Source organism: Nonomuraea maritima (assembly GCF_900100395.1).
Taxonomy (GTDB): Bacteria; Actinomycetota; Actinomycetes; order Streptosporangiales; family Streptosporangiaceae; genus Nonomuraea; species Nonomuraea maritima.
On sequence record NZ_FNFB01000005.1, the window covers coordinates 227,614 to 246,941 of the forward strand.

Consider the following 19,328-nt stretch of genomic DNA (forward strand, 5'->3'; position numbering starts at 1 on the left):
GCCCGGCGCGGGTTGGTGGGACGTAAAAGGGTTCTTGGGAGGGGGAGGGTTTGATGTATGTCGATCCGCCGGCGCCGCGGGCGAGGGAGATGGGGGAGCAGCCGCCGATAGCGCCTGCCGGGCCCCTGGACGCCCCTCAGCGGGCCTGGCAGTTCAACCCGGACTACCAACGCCTGGTCGAGGCATGGAACGCTGTGATGCCCCATCTGGACACACTCAGCACCGCTCTCGACAAGGCGTACAGCCGGGCCAAGAGCCCGCAGACGTGGGACGCGCCCGTCGGGGAGCGGTACGTCGAGGACATCCGCGAGTGGCGCAACCGGCTCGACCGCTACCGCCACTCCGTGCTGACCGCGATCAGCGACGAGGCGGCCGACACCCCACGGTGGGTTCAAACCGCGGCCAACGCACCGCATGCCTTCCCGTGACGGCAGAAATACCGGGCATCACCGTCTTATGGGGAAAACGGACACCAGGTCGTACAGTGATGTCATGGGTGCGAAGCCGCACTATGGGCCCGATTTCGGGCAGCTGCGCGAACGGGATCCGGAGATCGCGCAGATCCTGCTCGACGAGGTCGAGCGGGTGCGCGGCGGCATCCAGCTGATCGCGAGCGAGAACTTCACCTCGCCCGCCGTCCTGGCCGCGCTCGGCTCGACGCTCACCGACAAGTACGCCGAGGGCTATCCCGGCAGGCGCTACTACGGCGGCTGCGAGGTCGTGGACCGGGCCGAGAGGCTGGCGGTGGAGCGGGCGCGCGAGCTGTTCGGGGCGCAGCACGCCAACGTCCAGCCGCACTCGGGGGCCTCGGCCAACCTCGCCGCGTACGCGGCCCTGCTGCAGCCCGGTGACACCATGCTGGCCATGGCGCTGCCGCACGGCGGCCATCTCACCCACGGCTCCAAGGTGAACTTCTCGGGCAGGTGGTTCGACGTCGTGTCGTACGGCGTGCGGCGCGACACCGAGCTCGTCGACTACGACGAGGTGCGCGACCTGGCGTTGCGGCACCAGCCGAAGCTGATCGTGTGCGGGGCGACCGCGTACCCGAGGCTGCTCGACTACATGGCCTTCCGCGGCATCGCCGACGAGGTCGGGGCGTGGTTGCTGGCCGACGTGGCGCACCCGATCGGGTTGATGGCGGGCGGCGCGATCCCGTCGGCGGTGCCGTACGCGGACGTCGTGACGTTCACCACGCACAAGACGCTGCGCGGGCCGCGCGGCGGCGGGATCCTGTGCACCGAGGAGCTGGCCGGCCGGATCGACCGGGCGGTGTTCCCGTTCATCCAGGGAGGGCCGCTGATGAACGCGGTGGCGGCCAAGGCGGTGGCCTTCGGGGAGGCGATGCGGCCGGAGTTCGCCGAGTACGCCCGGCGCACGATCGCGAACGCGCGGGCGCTCACGGACGCGCTGGCCGTCGAGGGCATGCGGGCGGTCTCAGGAGGCACCGACACCCACCTCGCGCTGATCGACCTGCGCGCGACGGGGGTGTCGGGGGCCGAGGCCGAGCGCAGGTGCGCGGCGGCCGGGATCACACTGAACAGGAACGTTATTCCGTACGATCCGGAACCCGCCGCGACCACGTCGGGGATCCGCGTGGGGACGCCGTGCGTGACCACGCAGGGCATGGGCCCGGAGGATCTCAAAGAGGTGGGAGCGCTGGTCAACAGGGCTGTGCGGCACCCGGAGAGCACCGGCGAGGTCAGGGAGGCGGTGGCGGCGCTTCTTGCCATCCATCGGCCATATCTCAGCGAATCTTAAGCGGGTCTGAGTCGTTTTCCGGTCACAGGTGGCCGAAGTATCCGGGAAACTAGGTCCGTGCGCGAATACCTCTTCATGGCGCTCATCTCCGCGGCGGTGACCTACCTGCTGGTCCCGCTGGTGCGCCGCTTCGCCATCCGCATCGGTGCCATGCCCGAGGTTCGCGCGCGCGACGTGCACACCACGCCCACGCCACGGCTGGGCGGTCTCGCGATGTACGGCGGGCTGGTGGTGGGCCTGCTGACGGCGTCCCAGCTCACCCACACCGGGGGAGCGCTGGCCGAGTCCGACACCAACGCGGTCACCGCGCTCATCGTCGCCGGGGCGCTCATCACGCTCACCGGCTTCCTCGACGACTGGTGGGGCATGGACGCCTTCATCAAGCTCGGCGGGCAGATCGCGGCGGCCGGTGTGCTGGTCTTCTTCAACATGCGGCTGCTCTACATCCCGCTGCCGAAGGACTGGGGCGGCTCCACCAGCCTCGACTACACCCTGAGCACCATCATCACCATCATGGTGGTGGTCGTGACGATCAACGCGGTCAACTTCGTCGACGGGCTCGACGGGCTCGCGGCCGGCATCGTCTGCATCGCGGCCATGGCCACCTGGGCCTACTCGATCTTCCTGGCCCAGAGCATGAGTGTGGGCAACATCACCACGACGGCGGCCATCGCCGCCGTCCTCATCGGCACCTGCCTGGGGTTCCTGCCGCACAACTTCCATCCGGCGAAGATCTTCATGGGCGACACGGGCGCGATGCTCATCGGTCTCGTGCTGGCCTCCTCGATCGTGACGGTGACCCCGCTCGACCCGGCCGCCATCGACGAGATGAACAAGGTGCCGGTGTTCCTGCCGCTGCTGCTGCCGGCGGCGGTGCTGGTCCTCCCGCTGATCGACCTGATCACCGCGGTGGTGCGGCGGACCTCGCTCGGTCTGTCGCCGTTCGCCCCCGACCGCGGTCACCTGCACCACCGGCTGCTCGACATCGGCCACTCGCACCGCCGTTCGGTGCTGATCATGTACGCGTGGGCGTTCCTGTTCGCCTTCAGCATGGTGCTGCTGGCCAGGGAAGGCGTGCCCGTGGTGCTGTTCCCGGTGGTCGTCGTGGTGGCGGTGACCGTGCTGGTGCTGCTGATGGCGGCACCGCGCTGGCGGGGCAGGGGCGGGGCGCGCCGGTCCTCCCGCGGCAACGAGCCCGACGACGACGGCCCGCCGACGGGGCCGATGCCGCCGATCCTTCCGGACGATCCGGTACGGTCACAGCATCCGCGCGACGACGGCCCGCCGACGGGACGCGCGACAGCAGAGGACAAAACGGCCATTCCGGTTTTCCCGACACGACCGTGACCGCCGACTGGAAACGGCAGGTAAAAGCAGTCCTCTGAGAGCTTGTGATATCTTTCACGAGCAAGGACTCCAGGCCCCGGTTCTGGAGGTAGCAAACGCTCGCTTGACAACAGGGTGATGGAGCATCGATGCAGGCCAACGACGTGCGCGTACTCAAGAGCGCCGCCATGCCGACCGCTGCGGCCGGCGTGATCACGTTGGTCGTGGCCGCACTGACGGCCGGTTTCGAGGGCGCGCTGGGCGCCGCCATCGGCGCCGTGCTCGTGGCCGTGTTCTTCAGCATCAGCGTCGTCGTCGTCTCCTACGCGGCGCGTGTCTCCCCGCAGATGATGGCCATCGCCGCGATGCTGAGTTATCTCGTCAAGGTCATCGCCATCCTGGTCATGCTGAGCGCGTTCGGTCATTCGACCGCGTGGAATTCCCGTGCTTTCGCATGGGCGGTCGTCGTCTGCACGGTGGTGTGGACGGCCTTCGAGGTCCGCGCTTTCGTCAAGACCAAGATGCTTTATGTCGATCCCGAAGCCCGAGTACCTGGACAAGGTGACTCATGAGGCTGACATCCGGGCGGGGTCCGATATGACTAGTCCTCTGCTCGCCTGCTATCGTCGGCCCCGCGATGTGCGCACAGGAACGCCGACCCGACGAAGACGGTCGCGACTTCGCCGACGCCATGTGGTCCGTCCCCAGCTATCTACTTGCCGGGATGGCGATATATGGAGGCATCGGCTGGTTGCTGGACCGCTGGCTCGACATGTCCGCGTTCTTTCCGATAGGCATCGTGCTGGGGCTGGTTCTTGCCGGCTATCTGGCCTACCGGAAGTTCTCTCGCTAGTCAGACACAGCGATGACTCCGCCGAGGAAACTCTTGTGATCCACTACGACGTTGAAGGGAACGCCGCGTGATTACGCTGACGGCCCCAGCTCCTGGCGACCAGTTCGGCGCGCCGACGCCAGACTCGCTTTTCCAGCTTCCTCCGATCATTCCGGGGGTCGAATGGTTCACCAAGCCGGTGCTCCTGGCGGTCATCAGCGCGCTGCTCGTGATCGGCTTGTGCTGGGCGGCCTTCTCGTCTCCGAAGCTGGTGCCGCGGGGCGTGCAGAACATGGTCGAGTACGGCTACATGTTCGTGCGTGACCAGGTCGCCCGGCCGTTCCTGGGCAAGGACGCCGACCGTTTCATGGGCCTGCTGGTCACCATTTTCTTCCTGGTCTTCATCTGGAACATCATGGGCGTCATCCCGATCGCCCAGTTCCCGGTGGCGGCCCACATCGCCTTCCCCGCGGTCCTCGCGATCTCGATCTACGTGCTCAAGATCTACCTCGGTGTCAAGCACCAGGGCGGATGGGGTTACTTCCGGAACATGATGTTCCCCCCCGGTCTGCCGAAGCCGATCTACCTGCTGCTGTCGCCGATCGAGTTCCTCTCGAACCTGGTCATCGCGCCGTTCACGCACGCCGTTCGACTTTTCGCGAACATGTTCGCCGGCCACATGCTGCTCGCGTTCTTCAGCATGGTCGGTTTCTGGTTCCTGTTCGAGAAGCTGACCCCGCTCGGGGTCGGCGTCGGCGTCATCGGCGTCGTGATGACCATCATCTTCACGGCGTTCGAGATCTTCATTCAGTTCCTGCAGGCGTTCCTCTTCGCGATGCTGGCATCGATGTACATCGGTGGCTCATTGCACGCAGATCACTGAGACCCATACCGGAATATCCATGACCGGTGATACTCCGCTTCACCGGCCGTCCAGTAAAGGAATAACCGCAATGAGCATTCTCGCTGAGGTCTCCGGCAACGTCACCGCCATCGGTTACGGTCTCGCCGCCATCGGCCCCGGCATCGGCGTCGGCATCATCTTCGGTCAGGGCGTGCAGGCCATCGCCCGCCAGCCGGAGGCGTACGGCCTGATTCGCCAGAACATGCTCCTCGGCTTCGTCCTCACCGAGGCCCTCGCCCTGCTCGGTCTGGTCGCGCCGTTCATCTTCCAGGCCATCTGACGACCAGAAGAATCCCTGACGAAAGGCTGCACCCATGATCAAAGCAGCTACGATCCTCGCCGCGCCGGAAGAGCACGGGGCCAACCCGCTCATCCCGCACACGTACGAGCTCGTCGTCGGTATCTTCTCGTTCCTCGTCGTCCTCTTCGTCGTCGGCAAGATCCTCGTCCCGCGCATCCAGAAGACGCTGGCCGAGCGGACCGACGCGATCGAGGGTGGCATCAAGAGGGCCGAGGAGGCCCAGGCCGAGGCTCAGGCCCTGCAGCAGCAGTACCGCGACCAGCTGGCCGAGGCCAGGCACGAGGCCGCGCGTCTGCGCGAGGAGGCACGGGAGCAGGCCGCCCAGATCAAGGCCGAACTCCGCGAGGAAGCTCAGGCCGAGGCACGCCGGCTCGTCGAGGCGGCGCACGCCCAGATCGAGGCCGACCGCCAGGCCGCGTTCGCGCAGCTCCGTACGGAGATCGGTCGCCTGTCGACCGATCTGGCCGGCCGCATCGTGGGCGAGTCGCTCGAGGACGAGGCGCGCCAGAGCCGTATCGTCGACCGCTTCCTCGACGAGCTTGAGGGCTCGAACGCGCAGGCGGTGCGCTGATGCGCGGTCTGAGCAGGGCCTCGCTGGCCGACGTCGAAGAGCGCTTCAACGCGGTCGCCGGAAGTGCCGACCTCGGTACGCTCTCCGACGAGCTGTTCGCGGTCGCGGATCTGCTCGACCGTGAGCACGGCCTGCGCCGCGCCCTGTCCGACCCGGCGGGGCCGGTCGAGCAGAAGTCGGGCGTCGTGCGGTCGCTCCTGTCGGGCAAGGTCGGCGAGGCGGCCATCGCCACCGTCGAGGCCGCCGCGGCGGCCCGGTGGTCGCGGGCCGGCGATCTGCCCGACGTGCTGGAGCGGCTCGGCGTCGTGGCGGCGGCCGCGGAGGCCGAGAGCCAGTCGCGACTCGACGAGGTGGAGGACGAGCTCTTCCGCTTCGGCCGCATCGTCGCCGCCAACCCCGACCTGCGTCGCGCGCTCACGGACGCCAACGCGTCCGAGGAGGGCAAGCGTGCGCTGCTGCGCGACCTGCTCAGCGGCAAGGTCGCGCCGACCAGCCTGCGCCTCATCACGCAGCTCGTGCTGCACCCTCGCGGGCGTAGCCTGGAAACCGGCCTCGAAGAGGTCGGCGAGCTCGTGGCCGAGCAGCGCCAGCGCCTGGTAGCGGTGGTGCGCAGCGCGGTCGAGCTGTCCGAGGCGCAGAAGCAGCGCCTCACGACGTGGCTGCGCACCTCGTACGGCCGCGACGTGCATCTGAACGTCGAGGTCGACAAGCGAGTGCTCGGTGGGTTCTCGGTCCGCATCGGCGACGAGATCATCGACACCACCATTGTGGGACGAATCGAAGAAGTCCGCCGCCGGTTGGCCGGCTAGGCGAATAGGGAGACAGAGTAGAGATGGCGGAGCTTACGATCCGGCCGGACGAGATCCGGGACGCGCTTGAGCGCTTCGTCCAGGCGTACGAACCGGAAGGCGCCGCGCGCGAGGAGATCGGGACCGTCGTCGACGCCGGCGACGGCATTGCCCATGTCTCCGGCCTTCCCTCGGCGATGGCGAACGAGCTGCTCGAGTTCGAGAACGGCACGCGCGGCCTGGCACTCAACCTCGACACCCGTGAGATCGGTGTCGTGATCCTGGGTGAGTTCAGCGGCATCGAGGAGGGCCAGACGGTCCGCCGGACGGGCGAGGTCCTGTCCGTGCCCGTCGGCGACAACTTCCTCGGTCGCGTGGTCGACCCGCTGGGCAACCCCCTCGACGGCAAGGGCGCCATCGAGTCCGAGGGCCGCCGCGCCCTCGAGCTGCAGGCCCCCACGGTCGTGCAGCGGCAGCCGGTGAAGCAGCCGCTGCAGACCGGCATCAAGGCGATCGACGCCATGACCCCGATCGGCCGCGGTCAGCGTCAGCTGATCATCGGCGACCGTGGCACCGGCAAGACCGCGATCGCCGTTGACACCATCCTCAACCAGCGCCAGGGCTGGCTCTCGGGTGACCCCGAGCAGCAGGTGCGCTGCGTCTACGTCGCGGTCGGCCAGAAGGGCTCGACGATCGCGCAGGTGCGTGCTCGCCTCGAGGAGGCGGGCGCGATGGAGTACACCACCATCGTCGCCGCCCCTGCCTCCGACCCGGCCGGCTACAAGTACCTTGCCCCCTACACCGGCTCGGCCATCGGCCAGCACTGGATGTACCAGGGCAAGCACGTCCTGATCGTCTTCGACGACCTGACCAAGCAGGCCGACGCCTACCGCGCCGTGTCCCTGCTGCTGCGTCGCCCGCCGGGCCGCGAGGCCTTCCCCGGCGACGTCTTCTACCTCCACTCCCGTCTGCTGGAGCGCTGCGCCAAGCTCTCCAACGACATGGGCGGTGGCTCGATGACGGGTCTGCCGATCATCGAGACCAAGGGCAACGACGTGTCGGCGTTCATCCCGACCAACGTCATCTCCATCACCGACGGCCAGTGCTTCCTTGAGACCGACCTGTTCAACGCCGGCGTCCGCCCGGCGATCAACGTCGGTATCTCGGTCTCCCGAGTCGGTGGTTCCGCTCAGGTCAAGGCCATGCGCAAGGTGGCGGGCACGCTGAAGCTGTCGCTGTCGCAGTACCGCGACCTCGAGGCGTTCGCCGCGTTCGCCTCCGACCTCGACGCGGCCTCGCGGGCCCAGCTCGACCGCGGTCAGCGCCTGGTCGAGCTGCTCAAGCAGCCGCAGTACGCTCCGTTCCCCGTCGAGAAGCAGGTCGTGTCGGTGTGGTCCGGCACCACCGGTGAGCTCGACGAGGTTCCGGTCGAGGACGTCCGCCGCTTCGAGACGGAGTTCCTCGACTACCTGCAGTCCTCCCACAAGGGCATCCTCGAGGGCATCCGTGAGACCAACGAGCTTCCCGACGACGCGGTGACCGCGCTCAAGGACGCCATCACGGAGTTCAAGAAGGGCTTCACCACCTCCTCGGGTGACCTGCTGGTCAAGGACGAGCCGGTGGCGCCGCTCGACGCGGACGAGGTCGGCCAGGAGAAGATCAAGAAGGTCGTCCGTCCGGCGGCGGAGAAGTAGGCCATGGGTGCCCAGCTCAGGCTGCTGCGGCGGCGGATCACCTCGGTCAAGTCGACCGCGAAGATCACCCGCGCCCAGGAGCTCATCGCCTCCTCACGGATCGTGAAGGCGCAGCAGCGGATGCAGGCGGCGATCCCGTACGAGCGCGAGATCACTCGCGCCGTCACGGGCGTCGTCAGCAACGCGGCCAGCGTCGACCATCCGCTGACTGTGGCGAAGGACAACCCCGCCAAGGCGGGCGTCCTCATCGTCACCAGTGACAGCGGGTTCGCCGGCGGCTTCAACGCCAACGTGCTGCGCGAGGCCGAGGCCCTGCGCGGTCACCTGGAAGGCCGCGGCCTCAGCGTCGTGCCGTTCGTCACGGGGCGCAAGGGTGTCGGCTGGCACACCTTCCGCAACCGCGAGATGGGCGGCAGCTGGGTCGGCTTCACGCGTAAGCCGGCCTACAGCGACGCCAAGGAGATCGCGAACACGCTGATCGAGTCGTTCAAGGACGACAACGGCATCGACGAGATCCACATCGTCTCGACCGAGTTCGTCTCGATGCTCACGCAGAACGTCGTGGTCAAGCGAGTCCTGCCGCTGGAGGTCGAGGAGACCGAGGCGACGGAGACCACGACGATCCCGCCGTACTTCGAGTTCGAGCCCACCGCGGCCGACGTGCTGGAGTCGCTGCTTCCGCGTTACGTGGAGTCCCGCATCTTCACGGCGCTGCTGCAGTCCGCGGCCTCCGAGGAGGCCGCGCGGCGGCGTGCGATGAAGTCCGCGACCGACAACGCCAACGAGCTGATGCGGGTGCTGACCCAGCAGATGAACCAGGCTCGCCAGGCCGAGATCACCCAGGAAATCAGCGAGATCGTCGGTGGCGCCAACGCGCTCGCTGACGCCGCAGCGGGGAAAGAGTGAAATGACTGCAGAGGCTGTTGAAACTGTAGAAGCCCCCGCGGCCGGCACTGGCCGCGTGGCACGCGTTACCGGCGCCGTCGTCGACGTGGAGTTCTCCGTCGAGTCGATGCCCGACATCTACAACGCGCTCCACGTCGAGGTGACCCTCGGCGGCGAGACCAAGACCCTGACCCTCGAGGTCGCCCAGCACCTGGGTGACAACCTCGTCCGCGCCATCTCGATGCAGCCCACCGACGGCATGGTCCGCGGCCAGGCTGTGACCGACACCGGCGCTCCCATCTCCGTGCCGGTCGGCGACGTCGTCAAGGGCCACGTGTGGAACGCGCTGGGCGAGACGCTCGACGTGCCCACCGCGTCGCTCAAGATCGAGGAGCGGTGGGGCATCCACCGCCCGTCGCCGCCCTTCGACCAGCTCGAGTCCCGCACGGAGCTGCTGGTCACCGGCATCAAGGTCATCGACCTGCTCACCCCGTACGTGCAGGGTGGAAAGATCGGTCTGTTCGGTGGCGCCGGCGTCGGCAAGACCGTTCTGATCCAGGAGATGATCCGCCGCGTCGCCCGCAACTTCGGTGGCACCTCGTGCTTCGCCGGTGTGGGCGAGCGTACCCGTGAGGGCAACGACCTCTGGCTGGAGATGGAGGAGGCGGACGTCCTCAAGGACACCGCGCTCGTCTTCGGCCAGATGGACGAGCCGCCGGGCACGCGTCTGCGCGTGGCGCTGTCGGCGCTGACCATGGCGGAGTACTTCCGCGATGTGCAGAAGCAGGACGTGCTGCTCTTCATCGACAACATCTTCCGCTTCACGCAGGCCGGTTCCGAGGTCTCCACGCTGCTCGGCCGTATGCCGTCCGCCGTGGGTTACCAGCCGACGCTGGCCGACGAGATGGGTGTGCTCCAGGAGCGCATCACCTCGACGCGCGGTCACTCGATCACCTCCATGCAGGCGATCTACGTCCCCGCCGACGACATCACCGACCCGGCCCCGCACAACGCGTTCGCGCACCTCGACGCGCAGACCGTTCTGTCGCGGCCGATCTCGGAGAAGGGCATCTACCCGGCGGTCGACCCGCTCGACTCCTCCTCCCGCATCCTCGACCCGCAGATCGTGGGCGAGGAGCACTACCGGGTGGCCCAGGAGACCAAGCGGATCCTGCAGAAGTACCGCGAGCTCCAGGACATCATCGCGATCCTCGGTATCGACGAGCTGTCCGAAGAGGACAAGGTCACCGTCCAGCGGGCCCGCCGCATCGAGCGCTTCCTGTCGCACCCGATGTACGCGGCCGAGGCCTTCACCGGCCAGCCCGGCGAGACCGTGCCGCTCGACGAGACCATCGCCTCCTTCAAGGGCCTCTGCGCGGGTGAGTACGACCACCTGCCCGAGCAGGCGTTCTTCATGGTCGGCGGCATCGACCAGGCCATCGCCAAGGCCAAGGAACTCGAGCGCCGCTAATCGCCCCTGGTGGTCGGCGCGACCCCGCCCGGGTCGCGCCGCCATCTGATCGGAAAGGAACCTACACAAGTGGCGAAGCTACGCGTAGGGGTTGTCTCACCCGAGCGTGAGATCTGGTCGGGCGAGGCCGACATGGTGATTGCCAAGACCGTGGACGGCGAGATCGGTATCATGCCGCAACACGCCCCTGTGCTCGGTGTCCTCGTCGAGGGCGGAGTGCTGCGCGTGAAGCGGGAGGGCGAGAGCGACCTCGTCGCCGCGGTGCACGGTGGCTTCATCTCCGTGGCCGACGACGAGGTGTCCGTGCTCGCCGAGGCCGCCGAGCTCGGTTCGGAGGTCGACGTCGCGGCTGCCCGGGACGCTCTCGACCGCGCCCAGGCGTCGATCGAGGCCAACCAGGAAGACTCCGACGCCGCCGTCGAGGCCAAGCGGGCCAGGGCCCGTCTGCGTGCGGCGGGCGAAGAGGTTTAATACTTTCAAGCGAACTCAGGGGGGCGGCAGTGGTGACGACGGTTGTGATTCTCGTGGTTGCGCTGGCCGCCCTCGTGGTTTTGCGTGGGGTGATGCTGGGCCGCTCGCGCGGCAGCGTACCCTGTCGCCTGCGGGAGGACGACCGCGGATGGCAGAGCGGGGTAGCCCGCTACGCCGACGGGGAACTCCACTGGATCCCGCTCATGGGTCTGCGACTGAGGCCGCGCCACGCTATCGCGAGGCGCGGCCTTGTCGTTTCCCCTCGTCGTGAGATCGAGGGCGGGCTGTACGCGGTCGACTGCGACGGCAGCACGCGGGGCATCTCCCTCGCCATGAGCGCCGACGCGATGACCGGCTTCCTGGCGTGGCTGGAGTCGGCCCCGCCGAGCGCCTATCTCGACGTCGCCTAGCGGGTGCCGCCGGGCTTCCAGAGGATCTCCTCGCCCGCGTGCGCCACGCGGCAGGCGATGAACAACAGGTCCGACAGGCGGTTGAGGTATTTCGCCGTCAGCGGGTTCATGTCGTCGTGGGTCTGAAGGGCCGACCAGGTCGTCCGCTCGGCCCTGCGGACGGTGACGCGCGCGACGTGCAGCGCGGCCGTGGCGGGGTCGCCGCCGGGAAGGATGAAGCTCCGCAGCGGCTTCAGGTCAGTGTTGAAGCGGTCGCAGTGCTCCTCCAGCCGGTCGATGTACGACTGCTCGACGCGTAGCGGCGGAAACTCCGGGTTGTCGGTCACCGGCGTGGCCAGGTCGGCGCCGACGTCGAACAACTCGTTCTGGACGAGCCTCAGTACCTGCGTCAGGTCGGCGGGGAGCGTGCCGTGCGAGAGGGCGAGGCCCAGGTGGGCGTTGGCCTCCTCCACGTCGGCGTATGCCGCGAGCCGTGAATCGGTCTTCGAGGTACGGCTCATGTCGCTCAGCGCGGTCGTGCCGTCGTCGCCGGCTCGGGTGTAGATGTGCGAGAGAACGACCGGTTTGTCCTTGTCGGGGCGCGTCATGAGGTCAGCGTAATGACAAATGTCATCGCGATCGGACGCGAGATCCATATGACGTCGGTGATTTCGGCGACTGTCACGGCGTACACGGTGAAAGTCATGATTGTCCCGTGAGAGAGGAGAGGACCTGATGCTCGAGATCAGCGACCTGCGTAAGCGTTTCGCGGGCGGGCCGGAGGCCCCTGAGGGCAAGGTCGCCCTGGACGGGATCAGCTTCACCGTACGGCCGGGCGAGATGTACGGGTTCGTAGGCGCGAACGGCGCGGGCAAGACGACGACGATGCGCATCGTCATGGGCGTGCTCCAGGCCGACTCGGGCGAGGTGCGCTGGCAGGGCAGGCCGCTCGGCTACGACGACCGCAAGCGGTTCGGCTACATGCCGGAGGAGCGCGGCCTGTACCAGAAGATGAAGGTCGCCGAGCAGATCGAGTACTTCGGCCGCCTCCAGGGGCTCGGCACGGGGGAGGCCAAGAAGGCCGCCGCCGACCTGATCGAGCGGCTCGGGCTGGGCGAGCGCAGGAACGACGCCGTGCAGGCGCTCTCGCTCGGCAACCAGCAGCGGGTGCAGCTCGCCGTGGCGCTCGTGCACGACCCGGCGGTGCTGGTGCTGGACGAGCCGTTCTCCGGGCTCGACCCGATCGCTGTGGACGCCCTGGCCGCGGTGTTGCAGGAGCGGTGCAGGGGCGGCGTGCCGGTGATCTTCTCCAGCCACCAGTTAGAGCTCGTCGAGCGGCTGTGCGACTCCGTGGGCATCGTCTCGGCCGGCCGCATGGTCGCCACCGGCACGGTGAGCGAGCTGCGCGCGGCCGAGAGCGGCACGCTGCGCGTCGTCGTCCGCGACGCCACGCCGGGGTGGGCGGACGGCCTGCCAGGCACGGTCACCATCGAGGGCGACCGCCACATCCTGGCGACCACCGGCGCGGACGACCAGGAGATCCTGCGCCGCGCCATGAAGGCCGGCCACGTCGAGTACTTCGGGGCCGAGCAGCCGTCCCTGACCGAGATCTTCAAGGAGGCCGTGGCGTGAACGGACTGATGCTGATCGCGCGGCGTGAGATCGTCACGCAGCTGCGGACCAAGGCGTTCGTCATCGGCCTGCTGGTGACGGTGCTGTTGGTGGCCGCGGTCTCGTACGCCCCCAAGATCATGGGTGGCGACTCGTACACGCTGGGCACGGTCAACTCCCAGCAGCTGCCGTTGGAGCGGGCGGCCCCTGACGCGGAGTTCGAGTGGCGGACGTTCCCCGACGAGGAGGCGGCCAAGCAGGCCGTGCTGGCCGGCGACGTGGACGCGGCACTGGTCGACAACGCGAGGGTGCTCACCGACGGGGAGATCGACTCCCAGCTCGGCGTGCTCCTGCAGAGCGTCCACCGTGAGGTCAAGCTGGGAGAGGCGGGCGTGAACATCCCGCCGCTGCAGATCCAGTCCGTCGGCGCCGACGCGCGCTACGAGGGGGCGCGCGCGGGCATCGCCGTGGTGCTCGTCCTCGTGCTCTTCATGCTGATCATCGGGCAGATCACGATGGTCGCCATGGGCGTGGTCGAGGAGAAGGGGAGCCGGATCGTGGAGATCCTGCTGTCGTCGGTGCGGCCATGGCAGCTGCTCGCCGGCAAGATCTTCGGCCTCGGCGTGGTCGGTCTGATCAACATGACCGCCATCCTGGTGGTCGGGCTGATCGCGACCAGCGTGTCCGGTCTGTCCGCCGACTTCCCGCCCGGCATGACGGGCCTGGTCGTGGGCGTGCTGGTGTGGTTCGTGCTGGGGTACGTCTTCTTCGCGACGCTGTCGGCCGCGCTCGCCTCGCTGGTCTCGCGCCAGGAGGAGGTGAGCACCGTGCTGACGCCGCTGACCATGACCATCATGGTGACGTACTTCGTGAGCTTCTACGTCGTCAACAACGCGACGGGTCTGCTGGCGACGGTGCTGTCGTACGTGCCGCCGTTCTCGTCCATGGTCATGCCGGTGCGCATGGCGGCCACCGAGGTGCCGCTGTGGCAGGTGGGCCTGTCGATGGTGGCCATGGTGGTGGCCGCGTCCGCGGTGCTGGCGCTCGGCGCCAAGGTCTACTCCAGGGCCGTGCTGCGGACGGGAGCCAGGCTCAAGCTCACCGACGTCCTGCGCGCCAAGTAAGTCAGTGGAGTCGCTCGCGCGGGCACGCCGCCTGACCAGAACCATGCTGCTCCTGTGGTTCCCGGTGATGTGGGTGGTCATCGCGATAGGCGTCGTCGTCGCCGTCGCCGCGGACCGGTTCTCCTGGTGGAGCACGGGACTCGCAGCGATGGCGGCCGCCGGGCTCACCTGGATCGCCGTTGGCCTGGTCACCGAGCTGCTCGGCCGCCGCTACCCCGTCAGGCAGATGGCGGTGGCGGCGGTTCTCGCGGTGGTGGCGGCGGCGGTGGGTGGGGCCGAACCGTTGGGCTGGGGCTTCACCCTCATGGCCTGGCTCGGGCTCGCCACGATCCACGTCTCCAGGCGTACGGCGTTCCTGATCGCGGCGGCCACCGGCGTGACGGCCGTCGGACTGGCCGGCCTGTCCGTGGCGCTGGGGACGAGCCTCATGGCCGCCGAATCAGGCTCCTGGGGGGCGATGGCCTTCTATGTGGTGATGTATGCCGTCTGGTGCGCGACCGTGCCGCCCTCGGGGCGGTTGTGGGTGTGGATCTGGCAGCTCGCCGATGAGGCGCACGCGGGCCGCGATGCGCACGCCAGGCTGTCGGTGGCCGAGGAGCGGCTGCGGTTCGCCCGCGACCTGCACGACCTCGTCGGGCACCAGCTCTCGGCGATCGCGGTCAAGACCGAGCTGGCCACCCGGCTCTCCGACGTGGACGCGGGCGCGGCCAAGGCGGAGATGGCCGAGGTCAACACCCTGACCAGGAAGGCGCTGAAGGAGCTGCGACAGGCCGTGCGGGGCTATCGCGAGCTCGATCTGACCGCCGAGCTGAGCAGCGTCAAGGGAGTGCTGGAGGCCGCCGGCGTCCGCTGCGAGCTGCGCCTGCCGTACCATCCGCTGCCGGACGGCGTCGCCCCGGTGTTCGCGTACGTGGTCCGCGAGGCGGTGACGAACGTGCTGAAACACAGCGCCGCGACCTTCTGCGACATCACGATCAGGTTCACCGAGCAGGAGGCCGAGCTGTCGGTACGCAACGACGGCGTGGCCCGCCAGGCGGCCGGCGACCTCGGCAGCGGTCTGGCCGGCATGCGGGAGCGGCTCGACGCCGTGGGCGGCACGGTGGAGGCCCGCCCGACCGGCCGTGGTGAGTTCCTGCTCACGGCAGTCGTGTCATTGCCGATGGTTGGGTAGGTGAGGAAGTACGGGCGCTTTTGCGCCGGAAATCACGATGCACGGGGTACGTGACTGGGGAGGTGGGCATGCGAGTCAGGGGCAATCCGCAGGCCCAGGTGGTGCGGATCGGGGCCCGGCTCGACGCCGGGACGTCTGCCGGGGTACGTGAGCGGGTGCACAAAGCTCTCGACGCCGGTGAAGGCGACCTGATCCTCGATCTTTCGAAACTGGAGATGATCGACGCCACCGGTCTGGGAGTGCTCGTGGGTTCGCATCGGCGCGCGGTGAGCGTGCAACGCCGCCTTGTTCTCCGGGGGGTGCCACCGAGGATCATGCGGGTGTTCGCGGTGACCCGGCTGAATCGGGTCCTGAACGTCGAGGCGCCCGCAGCCGCGGTGGCCTGATGACATATCGAGCGGGCGACGATCAGCCGTCGCCCGCTCTTTTCGTTACTTGGACGAAAATGCGGATTGCGGTCCGCCGGAGAAGTGAATGGCGAGTGAAAGCGATTGAATCACGTTCAGTCGTCGCCGAGGCAGCGGTTGAAGATGTGCACCGCCACCTCGGCGAGTTCCTCGATGTCCGGCCGGCCGTCGGAGAGAAGCCATTCGATCAGCAACTCCTGTAACGAACCAATGACACCGAGTGCCAGCAGCCGTTGATCCACGGGGGACTTCTGCGTGAAATCCGCGGTGGCGTCTTGGATGAGCCGGGCGAACGCCTCGATCGCGCGCTGACGGGAGAGTGTCAGGACTTCGCCCGACCGGCGGACCTCGACATGCATGATGCGCGCCCGCCGCCAGTCGGCCGTAGCGAATTCGATATAAGCGCGAATCCCTGCCTTGACTTTGCCGTCAAGCGTGTCCGGCGCCTCCTGCAACGCTTGCGCAACAGCAGCAAGGCTTTCGTCCACGCATCGCTCGTGCAACGCCTGGAGCAGCTCCTCGCGTCCGCCGAAACATTCGTAGAAGGCGCGGTTGGAGATCCTGGCCTCCGAACACAGCCTTTCGATCGTCGTCGACGTGAATCCCGGCTTCGCGTATAGCGTGTACGCGGCCGTCATCAGCCGCTCGCGTCGGTCGGCGAGCCTTTGTTCCGCTGTCATTCCCCGGTAAGACCGGTTCACATTCACCCGTCCAACTTCATCGTGGCCCCCAGAGCACACAATTATGGACGGATGATCCGATTAGGGAAAGGGTAAGAAGATTACCTTTTTCGTCTTCCATGCATGAGCGTGACAAGCCTGACCAGCCGCTCAAGGTCTGCGGGGCCTCTTCCGAACGACGTGATGTTCATCCCGGGCATCGGGAAGCGCTGCCGGGAAACGGCTTTGGGCCGGGCGAACTCACGAAGACCGTCCCCGCCGTGGATGCGCCCGAATCCGGAGTCGCCCACCCCGCCGAAGGGCAGGGACGGCACGGCGGCGAACGAGATGATCGAATTGATCGCCGTCATGCCGCTGCGCATCCGGCGCGCGAGATCGGCGGCCCGGCGGGTGTTCCGGCTGAAGATCGTGCCGCCCAGCCCGTACGCCGAGGCGTTGGCCAGGTCGAGCGCCTCCTGCACGTCGCGGGTGCGGCGCACGGTGATGGTCGGGCCGAACGTCTCCTCGCGCACCGCCGGGGAGTCTTCAGGCACGTCCTCCACGATCACCGGATCGACGTAGGGCGCCCGCACCGCGCCGGGGCCTCCGGTGACGACCTTGCCCGTCGCGACGGCGTCGTCGATGTGCCGCCTGATGACCTCGACCTGGCCGGGCATGGTGATCGGCCCGTAGTGCTCGCCCGCCCGGACGCGTGCGGCCCGTGCCGACAGCTCGCGGACGAACGCGTCGTGCACGGCGTCGACCACGTAGACCCGCTCGACGCCCACGCACGTCTGACCGGCGTTCGACAGCGCACCCCACAGGCACGCGTCGGCCGCCGCCGCGATGTCGGCGTCGGCGTCGACGATGAACGCGTCCTTGCCGCCGCACTCGGCCACGACGGGCGTGAGGTTCTCGGCGCAGGCCGCCATCACGCGCCTGGCGGTGGCGGTCGAGCCGGTGAAGGCCACCTTCGCCACCCTCGGGTCGGCCACCAGCGCCGCGCCCGTCTCGCCGAGACCCGTCAGGCACTGGAACACCGGGTGCTCGGGGACCGACTCGGCGAACAACTCGGCGAGGCGCACGCCGACGCCCGGCGTCAGCTCGCTCGGCTTGAACACCACCGCGTTGCCCGCGGCCAGCGCGTACGCGATGGAGCCCATGGGGGTGAACACCGGGTAGTTCCACGGGCCGATGACGGCGACGACGCCGAGGGGCAGGTATTCGAGCGTGCCGACCAGGTTGAGACCGACCAGGCCGGTGTTCACGCGGCGGCGCCCGAGCACCTTCTGGGCGTTGCGCGCGGCCCAGTCGAGGTGGGTGACGGTCAGCACGATCTCGAGCGTGGCGTCGGCCACGGGCTTGCCGGTCTCGTCGTGGACCAGCCGGGCGAGCTCGCGCATGTGCCGGGTCAGCACGGCCTTGTAGTCGAGCAGGCGCCGCCTGCGCTCGGCCGGGGACAGCGCGGCCCACCATCGAGCGGCCTCCTCGGCCCGCCCCACGACCTTGTCGACGTCGGCCGCGGTGTGCTTCGGATGCCTGCCGACCACCTCACCGGTGGCCGGGTTGAGGGAGTCGAACGTCAGCGTCGTCATGCGGTCACGATAGACGCGTGATCAGACGCTTACCAGGTCGGCGGATCGCGGGCCCACAGGGCGCTCCGTAGCGGCGGGTCACCACTGAAGGGTCAGCGGGCGTTTCCCTGGAGGGCCGCCCGCCGGAGTGCGGCGGGTGGCTCGCCTTGGCGGAGCGTAAGAGCTAGAAGAGGGTGGGGTTCTCGGGCTCGATGCCGCGCAGGGCGTCGTAGTCGAGCGTCACGCACGCGATGCCGCGGTCGGCGGCGAGCACGCGCGCCTGCGGCTTGATCTCCTGGGCGGCGAAGACCCCGCGCACCGGCGCGAGCAGCGGGTCGCGGTTGAGCAGCTCGAGGTAGCGGGTGAGCTGCTCGACCCCGTCGATCTCGCCGCGGCGCTTGATCTCGACCGCGACCGTGGCCCCGCCCGCGTCCCTGCACAGGATGTCGACCGGGCCGATGGCCGTCATGTACTCGCGGCGGATGAGGGAGTAGCCCTCGCCGAGGGTCGTGATGTGCTCGGCGAGCAGCTCCTGGAGGTGGGCCTCGACGCCGTCCTTGATCAGGCCGGGGTCGACGCCGAGCTCGTGGCTGGAGTCGTGGAGGATCTCCTCCATGGTCAGGACCAGCTTCTCGCCGGTCTTGCCGTGGGTGACCGTCCAGGTGCCGCCGTCCTCCTTGAGCTTGCACGGCGGGTTCATCCAGTTGAGCGGCTTGAAGGCGCGGTCGTCGGCGTGAATGCTCACACTGCCGTCGGCCTTGATGAGCACGAGCCGCGGCGCCATCGGCAGATGTGCCGTGAGCCGTCCGATGTAATCCACGCTGCAGCGCGCGATGACCAGCCGCATGAGCGTCTACCTTAGCGGTTCTGGAAAACTGTGGGCATGGCGTTTGCAAGGGCGGGGTTCGGCACGACGGGAGCCGGGGCGGCGGAGGCGTTCGCGCGGGTGATGGATGTCGCGGCCGGCACGGGCTCTCCGGCCGCGCGTGCGGTCGGCGCGGGCCACCTGCGCGGCCGCACCAGGCCGGAAATTTCGGTATTTCTGTGCGGGACGGCGCGGCCCGCGCACGTCGTCACCAGGTCGCTGCGCCCATGAGCCCGCGCCGCGCCCGCCGCAAGGACTCCCCCCGTCCCCTCGCCTTCTCCTCGAGCAGCGACAAGGTCGAGGAGTGGCCCGACGGCGACTGGAAGGTCCGGACGCTCACCGGCGCCTCCTCCACGAAGACCTACCGGTGCCCTGGCTGCGACCAGGAGATCCGCGCCGGGCAACCGCACCTCGTGGCCTGGCCGGACTGGCCGGGCGGCGACGAGGAACGCCGCCACTGGCACCCCGTCTGCTGGCGTAAGAGACTTGATCGCGGCCCCGGCCGCAGCCGTTACTGAAGGGATCGA

The 19,328-nt window shown here is 68.4% G+C and carries 24 protein-coding genes; 20 read left to right on the plus strand and 4 right to left on the minus strand.

Going from position 1 to position 19,328, the window contains the following annotated elements; genetic code table 11:
- Positions 1-53: 53 nt before the first annotated feature.
- From BLR04_RS11765 to BLR04_RS11830, 14 genes are all read left to right on the plus strand, one after another.
- A complete protein-coding gene (locus BLR04_RS11765) occupies positions 54-428 on the plus strand; it encodes a hypothetical protein (protein ID WP_090762672.1) in 375 nt (124 codons plus the stop codon).
- 64 nt (positions 429-492) lie between these two features.
- Positions 493-1,758 (plus strand): serine hydroxymethyltransferase, encoded by a 1,266-nt coding sequence (locus BLR04_RS11770; RefSeq protein WP_090762674.1) that lies wholly within the window; start codon positions 493-495, stop codon positions 1,756-1,758.
- A gap of 57 nt (positions 1,759-1,815) precedes the next feature.
- A complete protein-coding gene (locus BLR04_RS11775; protein WP_090762676.1) occupies positions 1,816-3,105 on the plus strand; it encodes a glycosyltransferase family 4 protein in 1,290 nt (429 codons plus the stop codon).
- Between the two features lie 128 nt (positions 3,106-3,233).
- Positions 3,234-3,656 carry a Cg1360 family ATP-synthase-associated protein gene (locus tag BLR04_RS11780; RefSeq protein WP_090762678.1) on the plus strand — a complete coding sequence of 141 codons (423 nt, stop codon included), beginning with the start codon at positions 3,234-3,236 and terminating at the stop codon, positions 3,654-3,656.
- 65 nt (positions 3,657-3,721) lie between these two features.
- Complete coding sequence (locus tag BLR04_RS11785) at positions 3,722-3,937, plus strand: AtpZ/AtpI family protein (RefSeq protein ID WP_245740188.1); 216 nt, start codon at positions 3,722-3,724, stop codon at positions 3,935-3,937.
- A gap of 67 nt (positions 3,938-4,004) precedes the next feature.
- Complete coding sequence (gene atpB, locus BLR04_RS11790; RefSeq protein ID WP_090762680.1) at positions 4,005-4,799, plus strand: F0F1 ATP synthase subunit A; 795 nt, start codon at positions 4,005-4,007, stop codon at positions 4,797-4,799.
- A gap of 70 nt (positions 4,800-4,869) precedes the next feature.
- Positions 4,870-5,100 (plus strand): ATP synthase F0 subunit C, encoded by a 231-nt coding sequence (gene atpE / locus BLR04_RS11795; RefSeq protein ID WP_090762682.1) that lies wholly within the window; start codon positions 4,870-4,872, stop codon positions 5,098-5,100.
- A 34-nt stretch (positions 5,101-5,134) separates the two neighbouring features.
- Entirely contained in the window at positions 5,135-5,692 is a 558-nt protein-coding gene (locus tag BLR04_RS11800) for a F0F1 ATP synthase subunit B (protein ID WP_090762684.1), read from the plus strand.
- The gene (locus tag BLR04_RS11805; RefSeq protein WP_090762686.1) at positions 5,692-6,501 is read left to right on the plus strand and encodes a F0F1 ATP synthase subunit delta; all 810 of its coding nucleotides are present in this window, start codon (positions 5,692-5,694) and stop codon (positions 6,499-6,501) included. Before BLR04_RS11800 ends, BLR04_RS11805 begins: the two co-directional genes overlap by 1 nt.
- A 23-nt stretch (positions 6,502-6,524) precedes the next feature.
- Positions 6,525-8,174 carry a F0F1 ATP synthase subunit alpha gene (gene atpA / locus BLR04_RS11810; protein ID WP_090762688.1) on the plus strand — a complete coding sequence of 550 codons (1,650 nt, stop codon included), beginning with the start codon at positions 6,525-6,527 and terminating at the stop codon, positions 8,172-8,174.
- A gap of 3 nt (positions 8,175-8,177) precedes the next feature.
- The gene (locus BLR04_RS11815; protein ID WP_090762690.1) at positions 8,178-9,080 is read left to right on the plus strand and encodes a F0F1 ATP synthase subunit gamma; all 903 of its coding nucleotides are present in this window, start codon (positions 8,178-8,180) and stop codon (positions 9,078-9,080) included.
- 1 nt (position 9,081) lies between these two features.
- On the plus strand, positions 9,082-10,530 hold the full coding sequence (gene atpD, locus BLR04_RS11820; protein WP_090762692.1) for a F0F1 ATP synthase subunit beta: 1,449 nt from the start codon (positions 9,082-9,084) through the stop codon (positions 10,528-10,530).
- 69 nt (positions 10,531-10,599) lie between these two features.
- Positions 10,600-11,001 carry a F0F1 ATP synthase subunit epsilon gene (locus BLR04_RS11825; protein ID WP_090762694.1) on the plus strand — a complete coding sequence of 134 codons (402 nt, stop codon included), beginning with the start codon at positions 10,600-10,602 and terminating at the stop codon, positions 10,999-11,001.
- Positions 11,002-11,054: 53 nt separating this feature from the next.
- Positions 11,055-11,411 (plus strand): DUF2550 domain-containing protein, encoded by a 357-nt coding sequence (locus tag BLR04_RS11830; RefSeq protein ID WP_281191409.1) that lies wholly within the window; start codon positions 11,055-11,057, stop codon positions 11,409-11,411.
- On the opposite strand, the gene BLR04_RS11835 is transcribed toward BLR04_RS11830, so the two are convergent.
- Positions 11,408-11,998: a cob(I)yrinic acid a,c-diamide adenosyltransferase gene (locus tag BLR04_RS11835; protein WP_090762698.1), complete on the minus strand. Its 591-nt coding sequence runs from the start codon at positions 11,996-11,998 to the stop codon at positions 11,408-11,410. The two genes, BLR04_RS11830 and BLR04_RS11835, sit on opposite strands and share 4 nt — an antisense overlap.
- Before the next feature lie 127 nt (positions 11,999-12,125).
- Here BLR04_RS11835 and BLR04_RS11840 point away from each other — a divergent pair, with 127 nt between their 5' ends.
- From BLR04_RS11840 to BLR04_RS11855, 4 genes are all read left to right on the plus strand, one after another.
- Complete coding sequence (locus tag BLR04_RS11840) at positions 12,126-13,022, plus strand: ABC transporter ATP-binding protein (protein ID WP_090762700.1); 897 nt, start codon at positions 12,126-12,128, stop codon at positions 13,020-13,022.
- Positions 13,019-14,125: an ABC transporter permease gene (locus BLR04_RS11845; RefSeq protein WP_090762702.1), complete on the plus strand. Its 1,107-nt coding sequence runs from the start codon at positions 13,019-13,021 to the stop codon at positions 14,123-14,125. The genes BLR04_RS11840 and BLR04_RS11845 overlap by 4 nt, the downstream gene beginning before the upstream one ends.
- Positions 14,126-14,129: 4 nt before the next feature.
- Positions 14,130-15,296, plus strand: coding sequence for a sensor histidine kinase (locus BLR04_RS11850; protein ID WP_143022018.1), 1,167 nt, complete (start codon positions 14,130-14,132; stop codon positions 15,294-15,296).
- A 68-nt stretch (positions 15,297-15,364) separates the two neighbouring features.
- Positions 15,365-15,682 carry an STAS domain-containing protein gene (locus BLR04_RS11855; RefSeq protein WP_090763026.1) on the plus strand — a complete coding sequence of 106 codons (318 nt, stop codon included), beginning with the start codon at positions 15,365-15,367 and terminating at the stop codon, positions 15,680-15,682.
- A 116-nt stretch (positions 15,683-15,798) separates the two neighbouring features.
- On the opposite strand, the gene BLR04_RS11860 is transcribed toward BLR04_RS11855, so the two are convergent.
- The 3 genes from BLR04_RS11860 to nucS form a co-directional block, all read right to left on the minus strand.
- Positions 15,799-16,410 carry a TetR/AcrR family transcriptional regulator gene (locus BLR04_RS11860; RefSeq protein ID WP_245740189.1) on the minus strand — a complete coding sequence of 204 codons (612 nt, stop codon included), beginning with the start codon at positions 16,408-16,410 and terminating at the stop codon, positions 15,799-15,801.
- 74 nt (positions 16,411-16,484) lie between these two features.
- Positions 16,485-17,957 carry an aldehyde dehydrogenase family protein gene (locus BLR04_RS11865; protein ID WP_090762708.1) on the minus strand — a complete coding sequence of 491 codons (1,473 nt, stop codon included), beginning with the start codon at positions 17,955-17,957 and terminating at the stop codon, positions 16,485-16,487.
- 163 nt (positions 17,958-18,120) lie between these two features.
- Positions 18,121-18,783, minus strand: a complete 663-nt coding sequence (gene nucS, locus BLR04_RS11870) for an endonuclease NucS (RefSeq protein WP_090762710.1) — start codon at positions 18,781-18,783, stop codon at positions 18,121-18,123.
- A gap of 36 nt (positions 18,784-18,819) precedes the next feature.
- On the opposite strand from nucS, the gene BLR04_RS11875 reads away from it, so the two are divergent.
- On the plus strand, positions 18,820-19,032 hold the full coding sequence (locus tag BLR04_RS11875) for a hypothetical protein (protein ID WP_090762713.1): 213 nt from the start codon (positions 18,820-18,822) through the stop codon (positions 19,030-19,032).
- Complete coding sequence (locus tag BLR04_RS11880) at positions 19,029-19,319, plus strand: ATP/GTP-binding protein (RefSeq protein ID WP_090762715.1); 291 nt, start codon at positions 19,029-19,031, stop codon at positions 19,317-19,319. Before BLR04_RS11875 ends, BLR04_RS11880 begins: the two co-directional genes overlap by 4 nt.
- Positions 19,320-19,328: the final 9 nt, after the last annotated feature.

What these genes read in the sequence shown, in the direction of transcription:
- BLR04_RS11765 (WP_090762672.1), top strand. Translation starts at nt 54, where the DNA reads ATGTATGTCGATCCGCCGGCGCCGCGGGCGAGGGAGATGGGGGAGCAG.
- BLR04_RS11770 (WP_090762674.1), top strand. Translation starts at nt 493, where the DNA reads ATGGGTGCGAAGCCGCACTATGGGCCCGATTTCGGGCAGCTGCGCGAA.
- BLR04_RS11780 (WP_090762678.1), top strand. Translation starts at nt 3,234, where the DNA reads ATGCAGGCCAACGACGTGCGCGTACTCAAGAGCGCCGCCATGCCGACC.
- BLR04_RS11785 (WP_245740188.1), top strand. Translation starts at nt 3,722, where the DNA reads ATGTGCGCACAGGAACGCCGACCCGACGAAGACGGTCGCGACTTCGCC.
- atpE (WP_090762682.1), top strand. Translation starts at nt 4,870, where the DNA reads ATGAGCATTCTCGCTGAGGTCTCCGGCAACGTCACCGCCATCGGTTAC.
- BLR04_RS11800 (WP_090762684.1), top strand. Translation starts at nt 5,135, where the DNA reads ATGATCAAAGCAGCTACGATCCTCGCCGCGCCGGAAGAGCACGGGGCC.
- BLR04_RS11805 (WP_090762686.1), top strand. Translation starts at nt 5,692, where the DNA reads ATGCGCGGTCTGAGCAGGGCCTCGCTGGCCGACGTCGAAGAGCGCTTC.
- atpA (WP_090762688.1), top strand. Translation starts at nt 6,525, where the DNA reads ATGGCGGAGCTTACGATCCGGCCGGACGAGATCCGGGACGCGCTTGAG.
- BLR04_RS11815 (WP_090762690.1), top strand. Translation starts at nt 8,178, where the DNA reads ATGGGTGCCCAGCTCAGGCTGCTGCGGCGGCGGATCACCTCGGTCAAG.
- atpD (WP_090762692.1), top strand. Translation starts at nt 9,082, where the DNA reads ATGACTGCAGAGGCTGTTGAAACTGTAGAAGCCCCCGCGGCCGGCACT.
- BLR04_RS11835 (WP_090762698.1), bottom strand. Translation starts at nt 11,998, where the DNA reads ATGACGCGCCCCGACAAGGACAAACCGGTCGTTCTCTCGCACATCTAC.
- BLR04_RS11840 (WP_090762700.1), top strand. Translation starts at nt 12,126, where the DNA reads ATGCTCGAGATCAGCGACCTGCGTAAGCGTTTCGCGGGCGGGCCGGAG.
- BLR04_RS11855 (WP_090763026.1), top strand. Translation starts at nt 15,365, where the DNA reads ATGCGAGTCAGGGGCAATCCGCAGGCCCAGGTGGTGCGGATCGGGGCC.
- BLR04_RS11865 (WP_090762708.1), bottom strand. Translation starts at nt 17,957, where the DNA reads ATGACGACGCTGACGTTCGACTCCCTCAACCCGGCCACCGGTGAGGTG.
- nucS (WP_090762710.1), bottom strand. Translation starts at nt 18,783, where the DNA reads ATGCGGCTGGTCATCGCGCGCTGCAGCGTGGATTACATCGGACGGCTC.
- BLR04_RS11875 (WP_090762713.1), top strand. Translation starts at nt 18,820, where the DNA reads ATGGCGTTTGCAAGGGCGGGGTTCGGCACGACGGGAGCCGGGGCGGCG.
- BLR04_RS11880 (WP_090762715.1), top strand. Translation starts at nt 19,029, where the DNA reads ATGAGCCCGCGCCGCGCCCGCCGCAAGGACTCCCCCCGTCCCCTCGCC.